Raw genomic sequence first — 23,096 nt, 5'->3', positions numbered from 1 at the left:
TATGGCTCTTCTTCCCTTGCCCACTATTATCGCTCCAGGCATCGGCCTGCTTCGCGCGCAGAACCCTTCTGAAATGACGTTGGACGGGACTAATTCCTATCTGCTGTTCGACCCTGCTGTGGATGAACTTGTTCCTGGAACTCCGGTCGTCCTGATTGATCCGGGCCCTGAGCACGAGGACCATCTGCAGGCCTTGACGGCCTTCGACATCCAGCTGGTGCTCATTACCCATCGGCATGCCGATCACACGGGAGGCATCGATGCGCTCTACCGGATGACCGGTGCGCCGGTGCGTGCCATGCTGGAGCAGTACTGCCGGGATGCCCCGGTCTTCACCGATGGCGAAACGATCAGTGCCGCCGGGGCCAGCATCCAGGTGGTCTTCACCCCTGGCCACACCTCGGACTCGGTGTGCTTCATCCGCCAGGGCGGGGCTGCCCACTTGTTCACCGGGGATACCGTGCTGGGCCGGGGCACCACCATCTTGGAACACCCGGACGGCACACTGGCCGACTACTTGGATTCCCTGCAGCGGCTGCTCGCGCTGCCCGATATGGCTTTGCATCCGGCGCACGGCGAGCAGCATGATTCCTCGCATCCGCTGCTGCAGATGTACATCAAGCATCGGCATGCGCGGCTGGACCAGGTGCGTGCGGCTTTGCAGAAACTCGGCAAGGCCGGGGTCCACACGCAGCCAGCTGAATTGCTGGAGCATGTCTACCCCGACCTCGATGCGCGCTTGGTGGGCGCAGCTACCCATTCCCTGGAAGCCCAATTGCACTATCTGTCAGTGAATCCCTAGCCGGAGCTACTTCGCGGCAGCTGCGTTGTCGGCAGCCTTCACGATGCCGGGAACTACGTTATCCAGTGCCCATTCGATGGACAGCGGCGAAGCCGCGGAGATTGCAAGGGTTGCTTCATCGGTGCCTGGCAGTGCCACGGCATCGTTCTTCGCGGCAGGGATCTGGCCGTAGAGCGGCTGGCCCTTGACGACGTCTTCCATGGTGTTGCCCGCAACAGCCGAAGCGAAGACGATGTCCGAATCCCACTCGTTGACCTTTTCCGGGGAGACAGTGAAGAAGAAGGTGTCCTTGGCGGCGTTCTTCTGCACGTAGTCGGCCTGGGTCATGCCCAGTGCGCTCAGGAAGCGCGGGCGGGTGTCGCCTTCGGAGTAGATGTAGGCGGTATCCGGCGCCGAGAGGTCAGCTGCGATGAAGGTGGTGTCCTTCAGCGCTGGATTGTCTTCGCCGACCTTGGCCAGCTTGCCTTCGATCTCTTCGATCAGGGCGTCGGCTTCTTCTTCCTTGCCCAGCATCTGGCCGGCAACTTCGGTGACCTGTTCCCAGCTGGTCAGGTAGTTAGGCTCGATGGGGCCAACGACCGGAGCGATTTCCTGCAGCTTCTCGTACTGCTCCTTCTTCAACCCCGAGTATGGAGCGAAGATGACCTGGGGCTTGCTGGCGGCGATGCCGGTGTAGTCGATGTCATCGCCCACCTTGTACTGCACGGGCGCCTTCTCGGAGCCGATGGAAGCGCCCTGCTCTTCCAGAGCGGCGTCCTTCCATGCGGTGGAGTTGTTCTCGTTCATGCCGTAGGTGTCGGTGTCCATGCCGACCGGCACGGTATCCAGAGCCAGCAGGGTATCTGCGTTGACCCACGAGATGGTCGCGATGCGTTCCGGGACTTTTTCGATCGTGGTTTCACCATAGATGTTCTCGATGGTGACCGGAGTGAAGTCTTCTGCGGCCTTGGCTGAAGTGTCAGCCGACGGATCCGCTGAGTTGCTCGACGCGCCGCAGGCGGTTAGGCCCAAGGCGAGGATGGCAGTTGAAGCGGCGAAAATTCCGGCGCGACGTGAATTTTTCATGGGTCGGTGATTCCAGACTATGCGAGGTTCTGTCAACGTTTTGTTTAGCTAGGTTAGGCAAGCCTATCCGGGCCGTATGCCACGATACGCGTTTCTCTGCGCATTACGCAACACGAAACGTCCCTAATCACCGACCCTGAAGTGACCCTAACCAAATCGGGCGGTTTTTTCGGTGGGCTGACCAGAGACTTTATTCTCTAGTTGCTAGCAGCTTCCGCGGATCAGCCACCAAAATTGCTCCCCGCACCAGCAGCAAGCCGAGTAACACGGAGACAATTACCGTGATGACCGTCAGCGGCTTGAGCAGGATGGCGGCCCCGGCCAGGGGCAGCACGAGCACCGTGGAGGCGATGGCGAAACCGATCGAGGCAGCCAGCGCCGGGATCATGATCGACTTGGTGCGCGCGGCGTTCATCGTTTCGTAGGGCATGCCCAACCGGTTCAGCCCGCGATACAGCTCAGCGCGATCCAGGGTACTGGCGCTTTGGGAGATCGCCGCCGAAGCGGCCACGCAGATGAAGCTGATCGCCAAGGTCACCAGCACGCCGGTGGTGACATCGGCCGGCACATGCTCCAGCCAGGTGCCCTGATCGAGTTCGCTTCCGGTCAGCTCCATCAAGGCGGCCCCGCTGCCGCCCACCACCGCGACGAACGAAGCCATGGCAACCCCGGATACCTGGCGCCAGGATTCGGCAGGGCTTTCCAGGATCATGCGGGCTGCCAGCAGCTCTTGCGGAGTTCTGGCCTTGCGCAGCTTGGCCTTGCCCACCTTCGCCACCAGATACGGACCGACCAGGTTCATCACCAGCAGGCCGAAGCCGAAACCGCCAACCACCACTGCGATGATCGCGGCGATGGACTGCACGAACTGGCCCATGTTGGAGAACACCATGTACAGCACCAGAATGCCGGCAAGGGTGATCACCGCGCGCAGCCAGCTGGGGGTGGGCACCGTGCTGCGGGTTGCCACCGCCAACGGGGTGATCACCAATTTGCGCAAGCCGGCAGCTGCACTGCCTGCCGAGAGGAGCACGACAGCGACTACTGCTATCGCCAGCACCCACAGCGGCAAATAGATGGCCGAACCGATCGGCGCACCTTGGAACGGAATCAGCGAAGCCAATGGTGCGGCCAGGAGGTAGAGCACGATTCCGGCGAGTGCGCCGGCCAACGCCGTGCCGGCGGCTTGCAGCACGGCCACGAGGCCGATCTGCGCCCCGGTCGCGCCGAGCAAGCGCAAGGACGACAGGGCGCGGTCATTGGACCGCGCGGAGAGCCGGGCAGCGGCCGATCCCAGCACCAGCAATGGGACTACCAGAAGCACCACGGCGAAGGCTGCCAATGGCAGGTACATCCCCTGGGCCGCGGATTCGAAACTGGTAAAGGAGTAGGCGCCTCCCAGCACGATCAGCAGGATCGCGCTGACCATGGCGTAGGCGCTGGCGGTCAGGATCAGTGGTGCCAGCCGGGACTTCGCCGGCCGGCCAAGCATCCATGACAGGTGCAGGATATTCACTTCTGGGCACCGCCATCCACGGTGGCCGATGGGTGCAGACTGTCGCTGATCAGCTGGCCGTCCTGCAGCTGCACTACACGGTCGCAGCGCGCGGCGACATTGGGATCATGGGTCACCATCACCAGGGATTTTCCGGCACCGACGGTGCATTGCAGCAAGATCTCCAGCACTTCGAAGCCCGTGGTTGAATCCAGCGCGCCGGTAGGTTCATCGGCAAAGACCACCATCGCCCCGGTGACCTGCGCGCGGGCAATGGCTACTCGTTGCTGCTGCCCGCCGGAGAGCTGGCCGATGCGGCGTTGCTCCATTCCTGCCAGGCCCAGTTCCGCCAGGGCCGCCCCGGCACTGGAAATGGCGGCGTTGCGTGGCACGCCGTTGATCATCAAGGCCATGGCCACATTCTCTTCGGCAGTGAGCTCGGGAATCAGCAGTCCGGATTGGAAGACGAAGCCGAAGGATTCACGGCGCAGCCTGGTGCGCGCCTTATCCTTGAGCCCCTGGATATCCACCGGTGCACGGCCCGGGAAGTTCAGCATGATGCTGCCGGCGTCGGGAAGTTCAATACCGGCCAAGGCGTGCAGCAGCGTGGATTTTCCGGAACCCGAGGGGCCCATGATGGCAAGGGACTGGCCCAGTGAAATCTGCAGATCGACGCCGTTCAGTGCAGTGGTGGAACCGAAGCTGCGGTAGAGTCCGTGAGCGGCGAGTACGGGAGGATGGCCAAGGGAATTTTCAAGCATGACCCAATGTTTTCAACAAATGGCACCCGCGCACATCAGCGCAGGGTTCCAAGTAGCCTCCGGCCAGGCTCATCCCCCGGTAGGAGCAGCCGGCAGCTGGTTCACGACGACAGCAGGAGCAGTAGGCAACAGATGAAGCTGGAACTGTATACGCAACCATTCTGCGCACCGTGCGTGCGCACGCGGCTGGCTGTCGCCCGCGTGCAGGAACTGCTGCCCGCGTTGGAGGTCGAAGAGATCAATGTCGTGGAGCAGGTTGAGCGCGGCGAGGAAATGGGAATCACCAGCACCCCGGTCATTCGGCTATTGCAGGAAGGCACGGAGAAATTCCGTGCCAGCCAGACACCGACTATCAATCAGCTGTTGACCGCTATCGCTGAAGCCAGCGACTAGTCTCACGCCAGCTCGAAGCCCAAGGTGCACGGTTCTTGCCCATTCATGGGGAAGAATAGGTCAAGTGATTACTGTGCCCGGCGTCCAACATGAATGCTTCGAACGTGTTCTAGCCGACTCTTCCAACCGCATTGAGTGGCTCCGCGCACGGGCCCAGGGCATCACCGCAACGGACGTGGCCAAGTTGTCCACCGAGAAGTCCATCAAGAACGCCGCATGGGACAAGCTCTACGGCAATGGCTTCTCCGGCAATCCCTACACCGATCACGGGCGCAAGCGCGAACCGGTCATCGCTGCCTGGGTCCAAGAGAATTTCAATATTTTCCCCTCCTCCCAGCTCTTCCACTCGCAGCATTCGAGACTCCATCTGGCGACTCCCGATGGCTTGGGTTTCGATGCATCGGGAGTTCCGGTTTTGGCTGAAATCAAGACCACCAACAAGCCCTTCAAGAAGATCCCCAAGAGCTACCTGCGCCAGGTGCTCTGGCAGCAGCATGTGATCGGGGCCGAACGCACGTTGTTCGTTTGGGAAGAGCACGATAATTTCGTGCCGGTGCGCGCGGTTCCCGAATACCTTTGGGTGGAACGTGACGATGACTTGATCCAGGATCTCATCGGCAAGGCCGAGTCGCTCATCTCGGCATTGCGCGAAGCGACGGCCCGCCAGGAGCGCTACAACGACTACGGACCCGCTGCGTTGCGGCTCTAGGTCCCCGGAAACGGCAAAAGCCGCTGATCCCAGTTCACAGTACTGGGATCAGCGGCTTCCGTTATGCCGCTAGACCGGGTTGCTTGGAATCATCCGGGGATCCGGCAGGCAATCAGGGTAGTTTTCCACCAGCTCGGCCAGCAGCTTCTCCCGAAGCATATTGCGCAGGTTCCACAGGTCCCCGGCGTTGCGCGCGGATAAATAAATGGTCACTGTTTGCAAGCCGTTTTGCGCGTCGGTCACGAGCAGCTCATTGTCCCGGCCATCCCACCAGTCGGAGGCTTCAAGCAGTTCGCTGCTACGCTGGCGCAGGTAGGAAATCGGCGCATTGAGCTTCAGCTGCAGTGCTACGTTTCCGGAGATCTCCGTGCTGCGCCGCGACCAGTTCTCAAATGGCGTCGTGGTGAAGTAGGTCGATGGCAGGATCATCCGGCGCCCGTCGATCAGGTGCACCACGACGTAGGAGAGGGTGATCTCCTCTACCGTGCCGCGTTCCCCCTCGACTACCACTGTGTCGTCCACGCGAATCGAGTCGGTAAAGGCCACTTGCAAACCGGCAAATACGTTCGCCAACGTTGACTGCACGGCCAGGCCAACGACCACCGAAGCCAGGCCAGCCGAGGCCAACAGGCCGGCGCCCAGCGCCCTGACTTGCTCGATCGTCAGCAGCACCGCGGCGATTGCAATGATGCAGAGCACCGCAACCAGTACCCGTCGCATCAGGCCGACCTGCGTCTGGACCTTGGCCAGCCTGCGCCCTGGACCGAATCTCGCCTCGAAGCGTGCCATCATGCCGGTCTCAATCACGCGCACCAGCTTGATGATGAACCAGGTGAGGAAGAAGACCAGAATGATCAGGATGGCGAACTGCCAGGGGTTGTACCAAGTGCGTTCTCGATAGAAGACTGCGAAGGCCGACTTGGCAATAATCGAGGTAACCAGGCCGAAGAACGGGAATCTGGTGGCTTTCACGTCGGCTTCGTCCACGCCGATCCGGCGCAGCACGCGGCGGGCAACGCCGCTGAAAACAAACGCCAGGATTGCGGCTACGAGCGCACCGATGAGCAGGACAACCCAAAATTGCAACGATTCGGGGAGGAAGCTTGAGGCTGTAATGACTTCCTCGACGGTTTCGCCGATGGGTTCAACGGGGGTAGGTGACATGTTTAAAGCATGTCATATGGCGCTAAATAAATGCTGTGTGGAACCTGCCTTCCGCCCTACGGCCCGGGAGTTCTCCGGCTCCATTGCAGAAGCGTCTCAGAGTGGTTCCAATTCTTTTCTGCCCTTGCGCTTGCCGCATTCCAGGCCTTTAGTTGATTCACTGGCAGTCCGCTCTGCCTGCGGGCGCAAACCAAGAGAGACGGTGATCCATATGCGCAACGGAAAAATTGGAATCGTTCTAGGCACGGTGGCGGCAGCCTTGCTCGTGGTGACGCCCGCTTCCGCGGCGGCCCCCGCTCCGGCCGCCCTCGCGTCTGCTTCCTGCCCAACGGTTTATTGGGGATCCTTGGCCAAAACCAGCTCCTTGTCCACGCATTCCGCAGTGGAAAATCTTCGGACCGGACGGCACCTGTGCTTTGACCGGCTGGTCATCGATCTCGCAGGACCAGCTGCCAGCCATTCAGCCAGGTATGTCAGCGAACTGACCGGAATCGGTTCCGGCCTGCAGGTGGACACCACTGGCGGTGCCAACCTGGAAATCCTGGTGCAGGCCCCGGCAACCGAGGATTTCAACCCGGGCGCCGAAGTGAAGAATCTGGGCTACACGACGTTCCGCCAATTGGTGTGGCTGGGCAGCTTTGAAGGCCAAACCAAAGTGGGGCTCTCGACCAGGGCACGGCTGCCCATGCGCGTGTTCGCACTGCCTGGACCTGGCGACGGTTCACGCTTGGTCATCGATGTTGCGCACCATTGGTAAAGAAGGTTCATTTCCTTGATGCGTTCGCAACTTTTTGCGTGACGTACCACGTAACACCGGGTCAACCTGCTGATTAATGTGCCACCATGCTAAGTATGTCGCGCACATTCTCTTATCAGCAGGTTGATGTCTTTGCACCCACTGCTTTCAACGGCAATGGCCTGGGAGTCGTGTTCAATGCCGACAGCCTGAGCGATGACCAGATGCAGCACTTTGCGCAGTGGATGAATCTTGCGGAAACTGTATTCTTCGTCGAGCCCACTGATGAGGAAGCGGACTACGCCATTCGCATTTTCACCCCGAGCACCGAGCTGCCCTTTGCTGGCCATCCGACGCTGGGCGCGGCTCATGCTTGGCTGGAGTCCGGTGGCGAGGCTGGTCCCGCAGGCCATCTGATCCAGCAATGCGGTGCCGGACTGATTCCGGTGCGTGTGGAACGGGAAAGCAGCGACCGCCACTCGCGGCGCTTGGCCTTCCTCGCACCCCCGCTGACCAGGTCGGGCCCTTTGGAACCAGATGTCCTGCAATGGGCGATTGCCGGGCTGGGCATTCGCGAAGAAGACGTGGTGGACCACCAGTGGCTGGTCAACGGTCCGCATCCTGCGGGCCTGGTGCTGCGTGACGCCGATATCGTGCTGGGCATCGAACCTGACTATGAGGCGCTGCAGGGATTGGAAGTAGGCGTCATCGGCCCCTACACCGCAGCCAGCGTTTCGCAGAGCGTGTGGCAACCGCGCGGATCGGTCATGCCGCGCGTTTCCGGTACCCGCGAAGAGCTGCGTCCGCTGGACTTCTCTGATTTTGAGCGTTCCGAAGAGCGCTTCCGCAATGTGGTGCTGCAGCCTCCGGCGGACTATGAGGTCCGTGCCTTCATTCCCGGCGAGGCTGTTCCGGAAGACCCTGCCACCGGTTCGCTGAATGCTGCGTTCGGCATCTGGCTGACGCAGACCGGTTATGCACCCCAGCGCTATACCGTGCGCCAGGGCACGCGTTTGGGCCGCGAAGCGATCTTGCATATTGAAGCTACCGAAAAAGGCGTCTGGGTCAGTGGCGATGTCGCCACCCGCATCTCGGGCGATGTGAGTTTCGACTGATTTCCTATGCATAGTTTCGCTATCCGTTCCGCACAGGGCTGATAGGGACTAGCCTTGACCAGTGCCTGAAACTGCGAATCCCGAAACACACTTCGACAAGAAAGCCGCCTGGCGTGCCCTCTGGGCACTGGTCATCGGCTTCTTCATGATCCTGCTGGACACCACGATCGTGTCCACCGCAATGCCCTCCATCATGACGTCGCTGGACGCCGATATCTCCAGCATCTTGTGGGTCAACAGCGCGTACCTGCTCACCTTCGCGGTGCCGCTGCTGGTCACCGGGCGCCTCGGTGACCGCTTCGGTCCGCGCAATATCTACCTCATCGGCATGGTGGTCTTCTCGCTGGCCTCGCTGTGGTGCGGCTTGTCCGATTCCCTCGGCTCGCTGGTGGCGGCGCGCGCCGTCCAGGGCCTTGGCGCTTCGATGATTTCCCCTCAGGCGATGACGCTCATTACCCGCCTCTTCCCTTATCAGCACCGCGGTGCAGCCATGGGCCTATGGGGTGCAGTGGCGGGCATCGCTTCGCTGATCGGTCCGATTGCCGGCGGTCTGCTGGTGGACTCCATCGGCTGGGAATGGATCTTCTTCATCAACTTGCCCATCGCGGTAGTCAGCTTGACCATGGTCTTCAAATTCGTGCCAGCCCTTGAATCCCAAGCGCATTCCTTCGACTGGTTCGGCGTCATCCTTTCGGCGTTGGCCATGTTCTGCTTGGTCTTCGGCATCCAGGAAGGCGATGCCACCAATTGGGAACCATTCATTGGCCCGCTGAATTCGTGGCATCTGATTATCATCGGCGCGGTGCTGATGGGAGCCTTCATCTGGTGGCAGTCCAAGACCACGTCTGAACCGCTGGTTCCGCTGCGATTGTTCAAGGTCCGCAATTTCTCCTTGGCCAATGTCGCGATCACCTTCATGGGCCTGACCATCGCGACCATCGCCTTGCCGATGGTGTTCTTCTTGCAGAATGTCCGAGGCCTGACTCCCACCGAATCCGCGTTGATGATTTCTCCGATGGCTTTCGTGGCGATCTTCCTCGCGCCGCAGCTGGGAAAGAAGGTCAATCAGCTCAGCCCGCGGATCTTGGCCGTGCCCGGGTTCTTCCTGTTTGGCGGTGCCACGGTGGTCTACGCCTTCATGATGCACGCCGATATCCCGCTGTGGATGCTGCTGATTCCTTCAGCGGTTCAAGGCATCGGTTCAGCCATGATCTGGCCATCGCTGTCGCTGGCAGCCACCAAGGACTTGACCGCGCGTGATGCGGGTGCCGGTTCAGGGATTTACAACACCACCCGGCAAATCGGTTCAGTGCTTGGTTCTGCGCTGATCGCGGTGATGATGGATGCCCGCATTTCGGCACAGATCGCGCAGGCAGATTCCAAGGATCCTGCGGTGATCATGGAAGCCACGTCTGTTGGCCTGGGACAGGCACTGATGCTGCCGGGCTTCATCGGCGTGGCTGCTGTGCTCGTTGTAGCGTTCCTCAGCGATGGCAAGAAGGCGCAGCGCCACTAGCCAGAGGCAGCTCTTAACGGAGCCAGCGCCTGGTCCGGGACTCGAAAGTCGCTGGATCAGGCGCTGGCTTCGTGGTCGCTAGACCTTGTCTTCAGGTTCTTCGTTGCTATCGCCGTTCTTGAATTCATCGACCTTCTCGCCGATTTTTTCTTGGGCGTCCGCTGCGAAGTTCTTCACGTTCTCGGTAGCGTCGCCTGCGAAGTCCTTCGCGTTTTCGACTGCCTCGCCCAGCTTCTTCTTTGCATCATCTAAGAAACCCATTGGTTCTCCTCTTAGCTTGTAGTTCAAATGTGGCCGCTGAAAACCGCAGTCTCCAAGATCAACTTACGGCGTGCCGAGTGTTTTGCTCAAGCGATTCCGTCCGCTTATTTTGCTTTCTTGATCTTCTTGGCGCCCTTGCGACCAAGAATCAATGCCACAGCGATACCTGCCAGCCATACGTCCTTGGCCAGGGCGGTGCCATCCGCGGTTGGGCGGATGCCGTCGGATTCTGTCATGCCCGGAGTGCGCAGGTAGGAAGCCAGCAGCACACCGGAGAATGCGCCCAGGCCCAAGCCGGCCAGCCGCGATGGGATCAGCGGCAGCAGCAAGGCGCTACCCAGCGAGATCTCGCCGATGGATACGGCCTTGCCGAAAACTGCCGGTTCCAGCTCGGCCAGCTGAGGCACGCCGTTGGCTGCCATCTGCTGCAGGCCTGCGGCGCTGGCTTCATCGATGCGCAACTTGTTGATGCCGCTGTTGAGAATGAACGCACCACTGACCAAACGTAGCGCGGCGTTTGCAATCGAGATTCCCATGGGCCCTCACTTCTCTTTCATTTCGTCCAAGAATGGCGTTCCGGCATGGAACGCCCTGATGTTCAGCGTAGTCATGGGCGCAGTAGTTCACAATCATTTGCGCGGCGCGCATAGCTGAACCCAAGAATTTCCCAGCTTGAATCGTGCTAAATTCGTGAATCATGATCGCTTCTTCCGCAGTACCCCCAGCAGCCCTTGATCTACTCATTACCCAGGGCTTCGATGCCACCAGCGTCGACGAGCTGGCAGCTGCCGCTGGCATTTCCCGTTCCACTTTCTTCCGCCGTTTCGGGTCGAAAGAGAATATGGTCTTCGCCGACCAGGAAATGATCATTACACACGTCGAGACCACGCTGGCCGCCTCGTCGGTTGATGCAATCACTACGCTCATCGATGCCGCGCATGTGGTTTTCGACCAGTACACGGTCAACCCAGAAGGCGCCCAGCTGCGCCACAAGCTGCTCTCCTCGGTGCCGTCGCTGCGAGAGCGCGAGCTGGTCTCCACTCACCGCTATGAACGGGCGTTTTACGGGTTCCTGAACCGTCGCGATTTGGCAAAGAGCGCCACGGAGAAATCGCTGTGCCTGGGCGTTAGCGCTGGCCTGGTTGCGATCCACAACGATCATTTGCGCAGCTGGCTGAAAGACGCGCATAGCACGGACCGCACCAAGCTGGCGAACGATGTGCGCCAGTTCCTGAACCGCTTCGCAGATCTGCTCGACCCCGGACAGGCAGCGGCCGCCCCCAAGCCTGCGGCCCCCAGCGTGGTGGTTTCCGTGCTGGATGCCGGCGCCGATGAGCAGGCGATTCTCCAGGCCGTCTCCCGCGCGCTCAAAGAGCACGGAAACTAATCGATTCCACCCAACTCTTGAAACCAAGTTTCTTGACATGGCACTGCGTTCCACTAGTCTAGGAGTGAAGCTTTTTCACCGTAGCTATTAGGAGCATCTGAAATGTCCCAGCTGGAGACCGGTTTTGAATTTCCCGCCGGCGTTGTCGAACCCGAATACGACCTGTGGTCCGGAGACGTCAATATCGATCCGACCGGAATCTTCGCCGAAGTAGGCGAAGCGGACAACGCGTGGCGAGCCAAGGCCCGCGCATTCATCCTCGACGAGGTCAAGGACGACATCCACGAGTACTGGGACAAGGCCGACTACCCGCTGCATCTGCTCAAGAAGCTCGGCGATGCGGATCTGCTGCGCGATGGCCTGAATCTGGAAGGCTACGAGGAAATGAGCCCGCTGGCTGCCGGCTTGGTCAACATGGAGATGGCCCGTGGCGACGGTTCGGTCTCCACCATTGTTGGCGTCCAGGGCGGTCTGGCTCTGCGCTCCGTGCTGTACTGCGGCAATGCCCAGCAGATCCAGAAGTACGCCATCCCCATGCTGCGCGGCGAACTTCCAGGCGCTTTCGCGCTGACTGAACCAACTCACGGTTCCGATTCGGTTTCGCTGGAAACCCGTGCCACCAAGGTCGAGGGCGGATACCGCCTGAGCGGTGAAAAGAAATGGATCGGCAACGGCTCGGTCGGCGGCGTGAGCATCGTTTGGGCCCGCGACGACGAGGGCAAGGTCCGCGGATTCATCGTGCACCAGGATGCCGAAGGCTACAAGGCCACCACCATCGAAAACAAGCTCTCCCTGCGCGCTATCTGGCAGGCGCATATCCGCATGGAGAACGTCTTCGTTCCGGACCACGATGTGATGCCCGAAGCCAAGAGCTTCAAGGACACCTCACGGGTCCTGTTCGCCACCCGGCTGGGTGTCGCCTGGTCTGCCGTGGGCCACGCGACCGCTTGCTACGAGTCGGCCGTGAGCTACGCCAAGCAGCGCGTGCAGTTCGGGCGTCCGCTGGCCGCCAGCCAGATCGTCCAGGAGCGCCTGGCCCGCATGCAGTCCGAACTGGCTACTATCCAGGTTCTGGTCATGCAGGCGACCAAGCGCGAAACTTCCGGTGAGCTGACCGGCCCGCAGGCGTCGCTGGCCAAGTACACCGCTACCCGCACCGCACGCGCCATCGCAGCGAACGCCCGCGACCTGCTCGGCGGCAACGGCATCCTGACCAGCAACCGCGTGGCCCGCCATTTCGCCGATGTGGAAGCAATCCACACCTATGAAGGCACCGAAACCGTGCAGGCCTTGATCATGGGCCGCGACATCACCGGCTTCTCAGCGTTCGCCTAGAACCTGGGCGCCGGAAAGCACGCCGGGACCTGGCTCGTTCTTCCGGGCCCCGGCCCCGGCGTGCTTTTGCCTACTGCCGGCCCAATCGGTTCTTGGTCTTTGCCGTTGCCACGTGGTCCCATGGATTCTCCGGCCAAGGATGCTTCGGGTAGCGCCCGCGCATTTCAGACCGCACCTGGGCATAGGGCCCATTGAAGAAGCTAACCAGGTCATCGGTCACCGCCAGCGGCCTGCCACCGGGCGAAAGCAAGTGGAACTGGACGGCAAGCTTGCCCTTGACCAGCCGCGGCGACTCATCGAGCCCGAAGCATTCTTGCAATTTCACGGCGACGACCGCTGGACCGGTTTCACCGACCTCGGGATAGGCCACGGAAATCCTTGATCCCGAAGGCACCTGGAGCCGTTCGGGCACCAGCGAATCAAAATCATGGGCATGCTCCCACGGCAGCAAGGTCCGCAATGCCGAATACAGGTCAACCTTGGCAGCGTTCTTGCCGGCGGCTACCTGCCGCAAGACCGGCTGCAGCCAGTTGCCCGCCGAGGCAATCAGGGCCTGGTCATCCACCGCGGCAAAGGGTTCGCCGAGCAGGCGATGGGCCACGGCCATCCGCCGGCGCAAAGCATCAAACTTTTCATGGGTGCCGAAGAAGGCTATCCCCTGCGTAGCTATGGCGCTGGCAACAGCCTGCATGCCCAGCTCTGCGGTGGCCTTGACCGGATGGGCCGCCAGCTCGATCTCGCCAAAGCTCTCGATCTGGCGAGCGGTGATCCTGCCGTCAACCAGCTCCGCCACTTCGCGCTTCTGGTGCATCTGCGGCAACAGGTCGACGGCAGTGCCAAGTTCGATGCCAACGGCCCGTCGGATCACCGCCTTGGATCCGGCGCGGGAGACCTCGGCGACCGCAAGAAATTCCTCATGCATCAGCTGGCTGCCGCGCGGCAAGGTTGCCCGGGTCCCCGAAGCCAACAGGTATTCCTCCGGGCCGACCTTGCGCGCAATCCATTGCGGGTAGGCCAAAGCGCACACGCCTGCCAGGGCCGCAGCTGCCGGTGCAGGCTGCCGCCCGGTGCGGTTTTCCGCACTGCCCAGGAGCTTTTCCAGGCGCTGCGCTTCATGCTTCCAGGCACGGTGCGCCGGATGCGAACTCCGGCGCACCGCGGCAAGCAATTCATTCAGGTCCGCACTGGCAATGCGTTCCGAGCTGGCCAGCAATGCGACAGCATCCGAGGCAGCCCGGGTGCCGAAAATCCGGCTGCCTTCGAGCAACGCGCGGGCGGCACGCGGGTCTGCTGGAACCTTCATCATCTGCTCGCCCAGGGCGGTGATCTGCCCGGTGCCGTCAACCGCGTCCAGGCTGCGCAGGATCTGCTCGTCGCTGGCCATGGCGCTAGCCGGCGGCGCTTCCCACATGGCCAGCCCCTCGCCACGCGGGGTCCCCCATGCCGCGAGCGACAAGCCGGCGGCGACCAGGTCGCCGGTGCGGATTTCCGGTGTGGAGTGCGCCGGGGCGGCGGCAAAGGACTTGGGGTCCAAGGTCCGCACCACCTTGCCCGGCCCGAGTCGTCCTGCCCGGCCCGCCCGCTGGGTGGCCGCGGAACGGCTGGCCACCACGGTCATCAACCCCGAGAAACCACGCGAGCTGTCTCGGCGCGGCTCGCGGGCGTAGCCGGCGTCCACCACCAGATGCACGCGCGGCACGGTCACCGACGATTCGGCAATGGAGGTGGAGACGATGATCCGCGGGGCGCTGCCAGCCTCCGGCTCACTGAGGATCCGGTCTTGTTCCTTGGAAGAGATCTGCGAGTGCAAGGCCAGGGCTTGCACTCCGGAGGCAGCAATCTGCGAGCAGACGCGGTCGACTTCCCGTACCCCGGGGACGAACACCAAGGTGTCCACCGGGGTTGCGCTTGCTGCGTTGGCTTCCGCGCTGTGGCGTACCGCGACGGCGGCAACGTGGCGCAGGTAGTCATCATTCAGTCCGCGTTCGGTATTCCGGATTCCGGCGAAGCTGTCGAAAGCTTCTTGCACGGCATACTGCGCGGTGTGGGCGCTGAGCACTGGAGCGGCATGGCCACGGGCCAGCAGCGCCGAGAGTTCCCCGGCGTGCAAGGTGGCACTCATCAGGATCAGCGACAGGTCATCACGCAATTCGCTGACCTGGTTGGCCATCGCCAGCAACAAATCCGTATCGATCGACCGCTCGTGGACCTCATCAATGATCACCGCGCTCACACCGGCAAGATCCGGATCGGCCAGCAACCTGCGCAGCATCAGGCCTGCGGTCACGAATTCCACGCGGGTCTGCGCCGAAGACTGCCGTTCCCCGCGCACGGCGAAGCCAACGCGCTTCCCCAGAACCGATCCATCAAGCTGGGCGAGGCGACGGGCAGCAGCCCGGGCAGCGACACGACGTGGCTGGGTCACGATGATCTTGCCAGCCAGTCCTGCCTGGTCCAGGGCGTTGGCTACCGTGGGTGGAACTATCGTCGTCTTGCCGGATCCCGGTGGCGCCTGGATCACCAACGGCTGGGCAGGATTAGCCGCCAAGGATTCATGGAGTTCCTCCCTGCTGGGACCGAAAGCCAGCCCTGAAGCAATCCTGTTCAGGTCGAAGCGGGCCGAACTCATGCTTGGCGTCCAGCCCAGAAGGACTCGATGGCCTTGACCACAGGCTCAATCGGGAACAGGGTGCTGCCGTGGGTTCGCCCCGGCAAGGCCACCATGCGCGCGTTGGGCAAGGTGCGGACCATGATCTTGTTCTGGTCGAAGCGCGGCTGGTCCCGGGTGCCGATCAGCAGCAAGGTCGGGATTCTGATCTTGCCCAGCTCGGACAGGTTGATGTTCTGCAGGGTCTCGGCCGCCTCGTAGTAGGCAGCCAGGGCCAGCGGGTCGTTGGACTTGAAGGCCATGCGGGTTGCTGGATCCAGGCGTCCATTCTTTTCCTGCCCGGTGACGAATCCTTCGATGTCGCCATTGCGCAGGACCTCGAGGTAGCCGGGGAAGAAGAGCTTCCCGATTTCGCCGGGGGTAATTTCGTAGGTGCCGCCGAGCATGATCAGCGAGATCACCTGCTCTGGGTGGTGCATGGCCATGTGCAGCCCGGTGCGTGCGCCAAAAGAGTAGCCGACAATGTGAATACGTCCGATGCCCAGGTGATCCATCACCGCGCGGATATCGCCGGCCACCTTGTCCATGGTGTAGTCGGCCACGTCGTGGGATTTGGCCGACTTGCCATGCCCGCGCAGGTCCATGCGGATGGTGCGGTGCCCCTGGCCCAACGCCTTGGTGTAGCCGAGCCCTCTCCAGATGGACCGGGACAGGGCGGAGCCATGGAGGAAGAGAATCGGCTCCCCGGCAGCCCCGTCATCGTCAAAGAAGATTTCGGAACCATCTGCGGGATTATTGATCATCGGCATGCCTTCGATTAAATCCTGTATTGACGGTGAAGGCGAAATCAGTGTTGGCCGCCGCCCTCGACATCCGCGGCTAATAGGTGAACACTGAAGACACAGGGTCCAGCCATCCGCAGGGGGTGGCCCACGGAAGTTGGGAGGAAGATCATGCCTGAACAATCAGCTGCTGGGCAGCCCGGTGGCGCTGAAGAGGAAAAGCTGCGACTGGCCGCAGAAGAAAAGAAGCGCCATGACGAGCACGATGAAGCTCTCGTCGAAGAGTGGGAAGACGAGTCATTCCCGGCTTCGGATCCGCCCTCGAATTATTAGCAAAAGCCTTTTCCCAAGAGACCGCACACCTCGCATTCAGCTACTTTCAAGTTTCAGCTCCTAGTGTGGTTATTACCTTCTCAAGGTGCGAGTGATCTAGATGAACCGATCCGCACTGGCGTTACCTCCTTGGCCTGGCGGGTCGGTTCATCATTTAATCCAAATCCACGAAACCTTTACGCACACAGCGGATTCACCTTTGCGCTATTTATTTAGTTCAGGCTCTGGCCTATTGTGGAAAATGACGTCAAATCGATTTCCGCTCGCCAGCGCTTGACCTGGCAGAAAGGTGCCTCGTGGAATACGAACGCCTCCCGTCCATCCCGGAACTGCATCGTCCCTACACTGCTGCCGCAGACCGCTATGAGCACTTCGGCTACCGCCGCGTTGGCGATTCCGGCCTGCGCTTGCCCCCGCTATCCCTGGGACTGTGGTGGAATTTCGGCGATAACCGTCCATTCGATTCCCAGCGCGAGATCCTGCGCCACGCTTTCGATAACGGCATCAACCACTTCGATCTGGCCAACAACTATGGTCCTCCGGCAGGTTCAGCCGAAGAGAACTTCGGCCGCATGATGGAAAAGGACTTCAAGCCCTACCGCAACGAACTGGTCATCTCATCCAAGGCCGGCTACGACATGTGGCCAGGCCCGCACGGCACCTTCGGCTCGCGCAAGTACCTGCTGGCCTCCTGCGAAGCCTCGCTGAAGAAGATGAATCTGGACTACGTGGACATCTTCTATTCGCACCGTTTCGATCCGAAGACTCCCCTGGAAGAAACCATCGGCGCTTTGGATACCCTGGTTCGCCAGGGCAAGGCCACCTACGTGGGCATCTCCTCGTACTCGGCAGAACGCACCGCCGAGGCTGCCGCAATCGCCAAGGACCTGGGAACCCCGCTGGTAATCCATCAGCCGTCGTACAACATCCTGAACCCCTGGGTAGAGCACGGCCTGCTGCAAACCCTGGAAAAGGAACGCATGGGCACCATTGCCTTCACCCCGCTGGCCCAGGGCCTGCTCACCGATAAGTACCTGGAAACCACTGATGTGGTTCGCCAGGGCGGACGCCGTTCGCTCGAAGCCCAGCTGACCGATCAGAACCTGGCCAAGGTCCGCAACCTGAACGAGGTTGCGCAGACGCGCGGGCAGTCGCTGGCGCAGATGGCCCTGGCCTGGTTGCTGCGCGATGGCGCGGCAACCTCGGTATTGATCGGCGCCTCGTCCACCAAGCAGCTCGACGAGAACTTGGGCGCGCTGGACAACCTTGAGTTCTCCGAGGCGGAATTGGCCCAGATTGCCAAGATCGCCCAGGGCGATGCCGGAATCGACTGGTGGCGTTCTTCCGCTATCGGCTAGTAATCCACTGATCACACAGGTAATACCTGTGTTCTTGAGCCGCGGTTTCCAAGACAAGTCTTGGAAACCGCGGCTTTTTCATTCGCTTCCGTCTGCAACTTCTGCTCAAGCCAAATACCTGCTGTTCCTTGGTGGCTGAATGTTGTTTCTGCGGATAAGCTCGGAGTAGACGCAATATGAAGTGAATTACATTCATTTATTGCGTGGAGTCCGCTAGCGTTAGATCCACACGGCTTACGCTGACCACTTTTGTGCATACGACAGGAGCATTGATGAGCGCCCCAACCTACAAGGTCTTGAACCCGGCAACCGGTGAAGTCGTCGAGGAATTCGCCGCGGCCACCGATGAGCAAGTCGAACAGGCGCTGGCTGCCGCGCAGAGCGCCTACGAATCATGGCAGGACGTTGACATCAACGAACGCGCCAAGATTGTTTCCAAGGTAGGCACGCTCTTCGCCGAGCGCGCAGCAGAACTCGGCAGGATCATGACCACCGAAATGGGCAAGCCATTGTCCGAGGCCGTGGGCGAAGCTGAATTCTGCCAGGAGATCTTCGAGTACTTCGCCACCGAGGGACCAGCCTTGGCAGCGGACCAGGAGATCAAGTCCTTCTCCGGCGGCAAGGCCGTCGTTCAGAAGCGCCCGGTTGGCCCGCTGCTGGGCATCATGCCGTGGAACTTCCCGCTGTACCAGGTAGCGCGCTTCGCGGCACCTAACCTGATGCTGGGCAACACCATCATCTTGAAGCATGCCGAGTCCTGCCCGCGTTCAGCACTGGCCATCCAGGAAATCATGGATGAGGCTGGCGTGCCGGCCGGCGTCTACAACAACCTCTTCGCCACCCACGACCAGATCTCCACCATCATCGCCGATTCCAGGATCCAGGGTGTTTCCTTGACCGGCTCGGAGCGCGCTGGCGCCATTATCGGCGAGCAGGCCGGCCGCAACCTGAAAAAGGCCGTACTGGAGCTGGGCGGGTCGGATCCATTTGTTGTCCTGGACTCCGATGACGTACCGGGCATCGTGGATACCGCTTGGGGCTACCGCATCGACAACACCGGCCAGGCCTGCAACTCGAACAAGCGCATGATCGTCATGGAAGACATCTATGACGAGTTCGTTTCCGAACTGACCAAGCGTGCCGAAGGCCTGCGGCCTGGCGACCCGATGGCGGAAGCCGAGGGCACCTTCGCTCCGTTGTCCTCCCGCAAGGCGGCAGAGTCCCTGCACGAGCAGGTCCAGGACGCCGTGGCCAAGGGCGCTACCCTGCACGCCGGCGGCGTGCTGCACGACGGCCCTTCGGCCTACTACTCCCCTGCGGTGCTCACCGGCATCACCAAGGAGATGCGTGCCTACTACGAGGAGCTCTTCGGCCCGGTAGCAGTGGTCTACAAGGTATCCAGCGACGAGGAAGCCACTGAGCTGGCCAACGACACCATTTACGGCTTGGGCGGTTCGGTGCACTCCACCGACGTCGAGCGTGCCTCCAGGGTGGCTCAGAAGCTGCAGTCCGGCATGACCAACGTGAATGCAGCCAGCGCAGAGGGTGCAGAAATGCCATTTGGCGGCGTGAAGCGTTCGGGCTTCGGCCGCGAGCTTGGCCCGCTGGGCATGGACGAATTCGTGAACAAGCGCCTGTTCTACGTAGGCGAATAATCTGGGTAGGCCCGCAACGGCTGCCTGAACTAAGAGATACATAAATTTAGGGGCGAACCAAAACGGTTCGCCCCTAAGTTTATTTTCTAGTGCTTCTTCTCCTAGGCGTTGGAAGAGACTTTCTCGCCTGATCCCACGCCAACTTCGTTCTGTTCGGAGACCGTCAGCGACGGCTTCTTCGCACGGAACCGACCCCTCCACAACGCTGAGAACCAGCGCTGAATCGTCAACCAGGTCGCGCTAGACACCAGCACAGCGTCTGCGGAAGCCATAATTCCTGAGAAGAAAGGCAGGCCCATAACAACTGCGATGCCGATATGCATCCCAAGAATAGTAATCAGCGCAATTCTCCGGCTGATCTTATGGAACAGCATGAATGGGAATGCAATTTGAGCAAGCACTGTCACATAGGTGATCAAGGCAACGATCCACGAATTCGTAGTGATCAAATCACTAAGCCAAGGGAAGACACCATACGCCTCGGAACTAACCGGGTAGTACATAGCTGTACCGTTTTGCCAAAGTGTGCCTTGAACCTTGTACAGACCAGCTTCAAGATAGACAATACAAAGTTGGGCTACGACCAGGCATAACGCAAGGTTGTGCAGCACCGTAACGGCTTCGAATTCTTTCTTCGTTTTCCTCGCGCGTTTACGTAGCCAAGAATCGACAGACCAGTGCTTGGACAAGTCAGCAAAAATCAGATAGATCAGCATGATACGGATGAAATAATTTCCGCCATCCGAAACCGGCGTATTCTGTGCGTTAATCGCCGTATAAAAAATGAAGAAGAGCGGCGTGACGAATCTAGTTTGCCAACCAACTACAAATGCGATTGCCAACACGATGGCCATCACGTACCAAAAGACGAAGAACCCGAGTCCCGCGTCACGCAGAATATCCAAAGGCCACTGGTACCCAAGTACAGAACGGTAGGGTTCAAGGTACTCGGAACCAGGTCCCCAGATCTTAGCTGCGACTGGTATGTTGGCAATTAACCAACCCAGAATGAAGAGTCCCGACGACATGCGCATGACTGCAAGACCGTATGGTGCATGCCGGTTTTCGGTAAACCACCCGTAGACCCAGTTCAGTGCTTTGGGGACGAAATCGCGATTCTTAGAAATCCATTGGCTGATCGAAGGAGCACTGCTTGTTTCACGTTTCAGCTCCATACCGACACCGCCGCTTGACTAAATTCCTTGGTATCTCGCCATCCGATGTAGGTTTCGCGAGGTTTTGTTGTTGCGTTCTCATCGCTCCGCTGAGCAAACGGAACAATTGGTTCACGTCGGAGCTTAATTTCCACCATTGATGCTCCGCCCCACTGTTCTATTGCGTAGAGTGACGCGAATCCGACGGCCGTATCTTCCATACGTTTATAGGCTCGAAGATTGCTCAATTCTGTTGCAGAATACTTCTCGCGGGCCTCCGCTGAGTTGAGTTCCACACCAAAAACGGGCGTTCCCTGAATAAAGGGTCTAGAGATTTCCGCTCGAGAATCCGCAGTCAAATCCGAAGCCGCACTCCATAGCCGTCCGTGAATAGATTTGGATTGTTTTGTCTCACGATTGGCAAACATGTTGCCGGCACGACTTTCCATTTCTTCGTCTGTAACGTCGCGCCACTCTGAGAATTTCGCACCGTGTTGGCTACCCTTGGCACAAATTTCCGCGCTAGAAAGACATACACGCATTGTGAAATATTCATCTTGCGAATAGGGCCCAGGAGCAAAAAGGCTCCAGCCTTGATCTAACGGCCCTAGAAAATACTTGTTCAATTCGGGCTGTAATGATGACTTGATGGGTGTTGAAGGACCCGTGAACGCCAATGTGGCTCCGATATGCCCTAACGCGGCTACACCCGCAATTAAAAGCACCAACACTGTAAACAGCTTGGGCTTAGTTTTCTGTTGCCTCATCAGGCTATTGTCTCCAAATTCTTCGACACCCGTGAATTGTTGCAAAGACTACTTGAAAGCGAAATGGGAGGGGCATCGTTTAGATGCCCCTCCTATTTCAAATTACTGCAGTTCGACTATGCTGAACGCTTTCGCGCGAAGACAGCCACACCAGCTCCGAGCAGTACAAGTGCTAGTGCACCTGCACTGATCCAGAGGGCTCCGTTAGAACCGGTATCCGCAAGGCGATCCTTCTTGGAGTCATCCTTCTTGGATCCCTTAGAGTCATCCGACTTAGAGTCCGAGTTATCCGAGGTGTTTGCATCCGTGTTGGCACCGGCGTTCGCATCAGCGTTATCCGCAGTGTTCGCATCGGTGTTCGCATCGGTGTTCGCATCAGCGTTATCCGCAGTGTTCGCATCGGTGTTCGCATCAGCGTTATCCGCAGTGTTCGCATCGGTGTTCGCATCAGCGTTATCCGCAGTGTTCGCATCAGCGTTATCCGCAGTGTTCGCATCGGTGTTCGCATCAGCGTTATCCGCAGTGTTCGCATCGGTGTTCGCATCAGCGTTATCCGCAGTGTTGTCGGCCGTGTTCACGTCAGTCGAATCGTCAGCCACAACGGTGAAGGTCGTGAACCCGTATGCGTCGCTTTCAACATCAGTTGCAACGATCAAGTAGCTACCAAGTGCCAAATCAGTCGAGTCGACCTCGAAGCTAATGTCGCCCTTGTCGTCAGCGGTAACGGTTTCAGGCATGGCAGCAGCAGCGATCTTGGCTACGTCCGAGCTGGTGTCGCCCAGCTGGCTCTGCTCGATCTTGACTTCGCCATTTGCGGTGAACTCTTTACCCGTTACGATTCCCGATTCACCCTTGACCAAACGATTAGGGGTGATATCGATGTGAACTTCGTTCTCAGCGGCATCGTCCGGAGTTACCTGGAAGTACTCAGTGTAAGTCTTTCCGGTTTCTTCGTCCGTCACTTCAACGGTGTAGATACCCTCAGGCAAGCCATCGGTATCGTACTTGTACTCGAATCGACCATCTTCATCAACGATGACTTCGCCCTCATGTACTGGGGTTTCTTCACCATTTGAGTTTCGGATGATTACCTTGACGTTGCCTTCCGGAGTGAACTTGTCACCAATCACGGTAACTTCGTCGCCTTCCGTAACGGAATCAGGCACAACGCTGACGATCGGGTGCTCAGTGTTGTCCGCAGTGTTGTCGCCAGTGTTCTCAGCCGAGTTATCCGCCGTGTTGGCATCGGTGTTCGCATCAGCGTTATCCGCAGTGTTCACATCGGTGTTCACATCGGTGTTCGCATCAGCGTTATCCGCAGTGTTCACATCGGTGTTCGCATCGGTGTTCGCATCAGCGTTATCCGCAGTGTTCACATCGGTGTTCGCATCAGCGTTATCCGCAGTGTTCACATCGGTGTTCGCATCAGCGTTATCCGCAGTGTTCACGTCGGTGTTCGCATCAGCGTTATCCGCAGTGTTCACATCGGTGTTCGCATCGGTGTTCGCATCAGCGTTATCCGCAGTGTTCACATCGGTGTTCGCATCAGCGTTATCCGCAGTGTTCACATCGGTGTTCGCATCAGCATTATCCGCAGTGTTCACGTCGGTGTTCGCATCAGCGTTATCCGCAGTGTTCACATCCGTGTTCGCATCGGTGTTCGCATCAGCGTTATCCGCAGTGTTCACATCGGTGTTCGC

At 59.7% G+C, this 23,096-nt stretch carries 22 protein-coding genes; 11 read left to right on the top strand and 11 right to left on the bottom strand.

Translation table 11 applies throughout. The annotated features are described in order from the left end of the window. Position 1 precedes the first annotated feature (1 nt). Positions 2 to 802 (top strand): MBL fold metallo-hydrolase, encoded by an 801-nt coding sequence (locus ACIOTL_RS17870; RefSeq protein WP_400344170.1) that lies wholly within the window; start codon positions 2 to 4, stop codon positions 800 to 802. A gap of 6 nt (positions 803 to 808) precedes the next feature. Here ACIOTL_RS17870 and ACIOTL_RS17865 read toward each other — a convergent pair whose 3' ends face one another. From ACIOTL_RS17865 to ACIOTL_RS17855, 3 genes are all read right to left on the bottom strand, one after another. Next, the gene (locus ACIOTL_RS17865; protein ID WP_400344168.1) at positions 809 to 1,867 is read right to left on the bottom strand and encodes an ABC transporter substrate-binding protein; all 1,059 of its coding nucleotides are present in this window, start codon (positions 1,865 to 1,867) and stop codon (positions 809 to 811) included. A gap of 190 nt (positions 1,868 to 2,057) precedes the next feature. Then, a complete protein-coding gene (locus ACIOTL_RS17860; protein ID WP_133834856.1) occupies positions 2,058 to 3,383 on the bottom strand; it encodes an FtsX-like permease family protein in 1,326 nt (441 codons plus the stop codon). Beyond that, positions 3,380 to 4,123, bottom strand: a complete 744-nt coding sequence (locus ACIOTL_RS17855; protein ID WP_332489111.1) for an ABC transporter ATP-binding protein — start codon at positions 4,121 to 4,123, stop codon at positions 3,380 to 3,382. Before ACIOTL_RS17855 ends, ACIOTL_RS17860 begins: the two co-directional genes overlap by 4 nt. Before the next feature lie 132 nt (positions 4,124 to 4,255). Between ACIOTL_RS17855 and ACIOTL_RS17850 the strand changes: the two genes are divergently transcribed. Beyond that, positions 4,256 to 4,516 carry a thioredoxin gene (locus tag ACIOTL_RS17850; protein WP_133834858.1) on the top strand — a complete coding sequence of 87 codons (261 nt, stop codon included), beginning with the start codon at positions 4,256 to 4,258 and terminating at the stop codon, positions 4,514 to 4,516. Between the two features lie 64 nt (positions 4,517 to 4,580). Continuing rightward, the gene (locus ACIOTL_RS17845) at positions 4,581 to 5,225 is read left to right on the top strand and encodes a YqaJ viral recombinase family protein (protein ID WP_286134416.1); all 645 of its coding nucleotides are present in this window, start codon (positions 4,581 to 4,583) and stop codon (positions 5,223 to 5,225) included. Between the two features lie 69 nt (positions 5,226 to 5,294). Here ACIOTL_RS17845 and ACIOTL_RS17840 read toward each other — a convergent pair whose 3' ends face one another. Continuing rightward, positions 5,295 to 6,389 (bottom strand): mechanosensitive ion channel family protein, encoded by a 1,095-nt coding sequence (locus tag ACIOTL_RS17840; protein ID WP_133834859.1) that lies wholly within the window; start codon positions 6,387 to 6,389, stop codon positions 5,295 to 5,297. A gap of 211 nt (positions 6,390 to 6,600) precedes the next feature. Here ACIOTL_RS17840 and ACIOTL_RS17835 point away from each other — a divergent pair, with 211 nt between their 5' ends. The 3 genes from ACIOTL_RS17835 to ACIOTL_RS17825 all read left to right on the top strand — a co-directional run bounded on the left by ACIOTL_RS17835 (position 6,601) and on the right by ACIOTL_RS17825 (position 9,756). Beyond that, entirely contained in the window at positions 6,601 to 7,146 is a 546-nt protein-coding gene (locus ACIOTL_RS17835) for a hypothetical protein (protein WP_286172315.1), read from the top strand. A gap of 95 nt (positions 7,147 to 7,241) precedes the next feature. After that, positions 7,242 to 8,240 carry a PhzF family phenazine biosynthesis protein gene (locus ACIOTL_RS17830; RefSeq protein ID WP_286134418.1) on the top strand — a complete coding sequence of 333 codons (999 nt, stop codon included), beginning with the start codon at positions 7,242 to 7,244 and terminating at the stop codon, positions 8,238 to 8,240. Positions 8,241 to 8,301: 61 nt separating this feature from the next. Next, positions 8,302 to 9,756: a DHA2 family efflux MFS transporter permease subunit gene (locus ACIOTL_RS17825; protein WP_105659094.1), complete on the top strand. Its 1,455-nt coding sequence runs from the start codon at positions 8,302 to 8,304 to the stop codon at positions 9,754 to 9,756. 78 nt (positions 9,757 to 9,834) lie between these two features. Here ACIOTL_RS17825 and ACIOTL_RS17820 read toward each other — a convergent pair whose 3' ends face one another. Both ACIOTL_RS17820 and ACIOTL_RS17815 read right to left on the bottom strand, forming a co-directional pair. Continuing rightward, a complete protein-coding gene (locus tag ACIOTL_RS17820; RefSeq protein WP_105662724.1) occupies positions 9,835 to 10,017 on the bottom strand; it encodes a hypothetical protein in 183 nt (60 codons plus the stop codon). Positions 10,018 to 10,121: 104 nt separating this feature from the next. Next, on the bottom strand, positions 10,122 to 10,553 hold the full coding sequence (locus ACIOTL_RS17815; protein ID WP_105659096.1) for a DoxX family membrane protein: 432 nt from the start codon (positions 10,551 to 10,553) through the stop codon (positions 10,122 to 10,124). Between the two features lie 161 nt (positions 10,554 to 10,714). On the opposite strand from ACIOTL_RS17815, the gene ACIOTL_RS17810 reads away from it, so the two are divergent. Together ACIOTL_RS17810 and ACIOTL_RS17805 are read left to right on the top strand one after the other, a co-directional pair. Then, positions 10,715 to 11,404 (top strand): TetR family transcriptional regulator, encoded by a 690-nt coding sequence (locus ACIOTL_RS17810; protein ID WP_332489113.1) that lies wholly within the window; start codon positions 10,715 to 10,717, stop codon positions 11,402 to 11,404. 102 nt (positions 11,405 to 11,506) lie between these two features. Then, positions 11,507 to 12,739: an acyl-CoA dehydrogenase family protein gene (locus ACIOTL_RS17805; protein WP_365943118.1), complete on the top strand. Its 1,233-nt coding sequence runs from the start codon at positions 11,507 to 11,509 to the stop codon at positions 12,737 to 12,739. A 70-nt stretch (positions 12,740 to 12,809) separates the two neighbouring features. Here ACIOTL_RS17805 and hrpB read toward each other — a convergent pair whose 3' ends face one another. Both hrpB and ACIOTL_RS17795 read right to left on the bottom strand, forming a co-directional pair. Beyond that, the gene (gene hrpB / locus ACIOTL_RS17800) at positions 12,810 to 15,368 is read right to left on the bottom strand and encodes an ATP-dependent helicase HrpB (protein WP_400344162.1); all 2,559 of its coding nucleotides are present in this window, start codon (positions 15,366 to 15,368) and stop codon (positions 12,810 to 12,812) included. Further along, positions 15,365 to 16,150: an alpha/beta hydrolase gene (locus tag ACIOTL_RS17795; RefSeq protein ID WP_332595056.1), complete on the bottom strand. Its 786-nt coding sequence runs from the start codon at positions 16,148 to 16,150 to the stop codon at positions 15,365 to 15,367. Before ACIOTL_RS17795 ends, hrpB begins: the two co-directional genes overlap by 4 nt. Before the next feature lie 150 nt (positions 16,151 to 16,300). On the opposite strand from ACIOTL_RS17795, the gene ACIOTL_RS17790 reads away from it, so the two are divergent. The 3 genes from ACIOTL_RS17790 to ACIOTL_RS17780 all read left to right on the top strand — a co-directional run bounded on the left by ACIOTL_RS17790 (position 16,301) and on the right by ACIOTL_RS17780 (position 19,475). After that, positions 16,301 to 16,462, top strand: coding sequence for a hypothetical protein (locus tag ACIOTL_RS17790; RefSeq protein WP_166650864.1), 162 nt, complete (start codon positions 16,301 to 16,303; stop codon positions 16,460 to 16,462). A 296-nt stretch (positions 16,463 to 16,758) separates the two neighbouring features. Next, entirely contained in the window at positions 16,759 to 17,820 is a 1,062-nt protein-coding gene (gene mgrA, locus ACIOTL_RS17785) for an L-glyceraldehyde 3-phosphate reductase (protein ID WP_332489116.1), read from the top strand. Positions 17,821 to 18,092: 272 nt separating this feature from the next. Next, positions 18,093 to 19,475, top strand: coding sequence for an NAD-dependent succinate-semialdehyde dehydrogenase (locus ACIOTL_RS17780; protein ID WP_332489117.1), 1,383 nt, complete (start codon positions 18,093 to 18,095; stop codon positions 19,473 to 19,475). Between the two features lie 101 nt (positions 19,476 to 19,576). Here the strand turns inward: ACIOTL_RS17780 and ACIOTL_RS17775 are convergent, their stop codons facing one another. The 3 genes from ACIOTL_RS17775 to ACIOTL_RS17765 all read right to left on the bottom strand — a co-directional run. Next, positions 19,577 to 20,650: an HTTM domain-containing protein gene (locus ACIOTL_RS17775; protein ID WP_332498789.1), complete on the bottom strand. Its 1,074-nt coding sequence runs from the start codon at positions 20,648 to 20,650 to the stop codon at positions 19,577 to 19,579. Continuing rightward, a complete protein-coding gene (locus tag ACIOTL_RS17770; protein WP_332498790.1) occupies positions 20,641 to 21,396 on the bottom strand; it encodes a DUF5819 family protein in 756 nt (251 codons plus the stop codon). The genes ACIOTL_RS17775 and ACIOTL_RS17770 overlap by 10 nt, the downstream gene beginning before the upstream one ends. 116 nt (positions 21,397 to 21,512) lie before the next feature. Beyond that, positions 21,513 to 23,096: LPXTG cell wall anchor domain-containing protein (locus ACIOTL_RS17765; RefSeq protein WP_400344156.1), on the bottom strand; the 1,584-nt coding region annotated here is incomplete at its 5' end.

It is taken from the genome of Glutamicibacter sp. NPDC087673, assembly GCF_044743255.1.
In the GTDB taxonomy this organism is placed as follows: domain Bacteria; phylum Actinomycetota; class Actinomycetes; order Actinomycetales; family Micrococcaceae; genus Glutamicibacter.
This window is presented reverse-complemented; position numbering and strand designations above follow the sequence as displayed.

What these genes read in the sequence shown, in the direction of transcription:
- ACIOTL_RS17870 (WP_400344170.1), top strand. Translation starts at nt 2, where the DNA reads ATGGCTCTTCTTCCCTTGCCCACTATTATCGCTCCAGGCATCGGCCTG.
- ACIOTL_RS17865 (WP_400344168.1), bottom strand. Translation starts at nt 1,867, where the DNA reads ATGAAAAATTCACGTCGCGCCGGAATTTTCGCCGCTTCAACTGCCATC.
- ACIOTL_RS17855 (WP_332489111.1), bottom strand. Translation starts at nt 4,123, where the DNA reads ATGCTTGAAAATTCCCTTGGCCATCCTCCCGTACTCGCCGCTCACGGA.
- ACIOTL_RS17850 (WP_133834858.1), top strand. Translation starts at nt 4,256, where the DNA reads ATGAAGCTGGAACTGTATACGCAACCATTCTGCGCACCGTGCGTGCGC.
- ACIOTL_RS17840 (WP_133834859.1), bottom strand. Translation starts at nt 6,389, where the DNA reads ATGTCACCTACCCCCGTTGAACCCATCGGCGAAACCGTCGAGGAAGTC.
- ACIOTL_RS17835 (WP_286172315.1), top strand. Translation starts at nt 6,601, where the DNA reads ATGCGCAACGGAAAAATTGGAATCGTTCTAGGCACGGTGGCGGCAGCC.
- ACIOTL_RS17830 (WP_286134418.1), top strand. Translation starts at nt 7,242, where the DNA reads ATGTCGCGCACATTCTCTTATCAGCAGGTTGATGTCTTTGCACCCACT.
- ACIOTL_RS17820 (WP_105662724.1), bottom strand. Translation starts at nt 10,017, where the DNA reads ATGGGTTTCTTAGATGATGCAAAGAAGAAGCTGGGCGAGGCAGTCGAA.
- ACIOTL_RS17815 (WP_105659096.1), bottom strand. Translation starts at nt 10,553, where the DNA reads ATGGGAATCTCGATTGCAAACGCCGCGCTACGTTTGGTCAGTGGTGCG.
- ACIOTL_RS17810 (WP_332489113.1), top strand. Translation starts at nt 10,715, where the DNA reads ATGATCGCTTCTTCCGCAGTACCCCCAGCAGCCCTTGATCTACTCATT.
- ACIOTL_RS17805 (WP_365943118.1), top strand. Translation starts at nt 11,507, where the DNA reads ATGTCCCAGCTGGAGACCGGTTTTGAATTTCCCGCCGGCGTTGTCGAA.
- hrpB (WP_400344162.1), bottom strand. Translation starts at nt 15,368, where the DNA reads ATGAGTTCGGCCCGCTTCGACCTGAACAGGATTGCTTCAGGGCTGGCT.
- ACIOTL_RS17795 (WP_332595056.1), bottom strand. Translation starts at nt 16,150, where the DNA reads ATGATCAATAATCCCGCAGATGGTTCCGAAATCTTCTTTGACGATGAC.
- ACIOTL_RS17790 (WP_166650864.1), top strand. Translation starts at nt 16,301, where the DNA reads ATGCCTGAACAATCAGCTGCTGGGCAGCCCGGTGGCGCTGAAGAGGAA.
- ACIOTL_RS17780 (WP_332489117.1), top strand. Translation starts at nt 18,093, where the DNA reads ATGAGCGCCCCAACCTACAAGGTCTTGAACCCGGCAACCGGTGAAGTC.
- ACIOTL_RS17775 (WP_332498789.1), bottom strand. Translation starts at nt 20,650, where the DNA reads ATGGAGCTGAAACGTGAAACAAGCAGTGCTCCTTCGATCAGCCAATGG.
- ACIOTL_RS17770 (WP_332498790.1), bottom strand. Translation starts at nt 21,396, where the DNA reads ATGAGGCAACAGAAAACTAAGCCCAAGCTGTTTACAGTGTTGGTGCTT.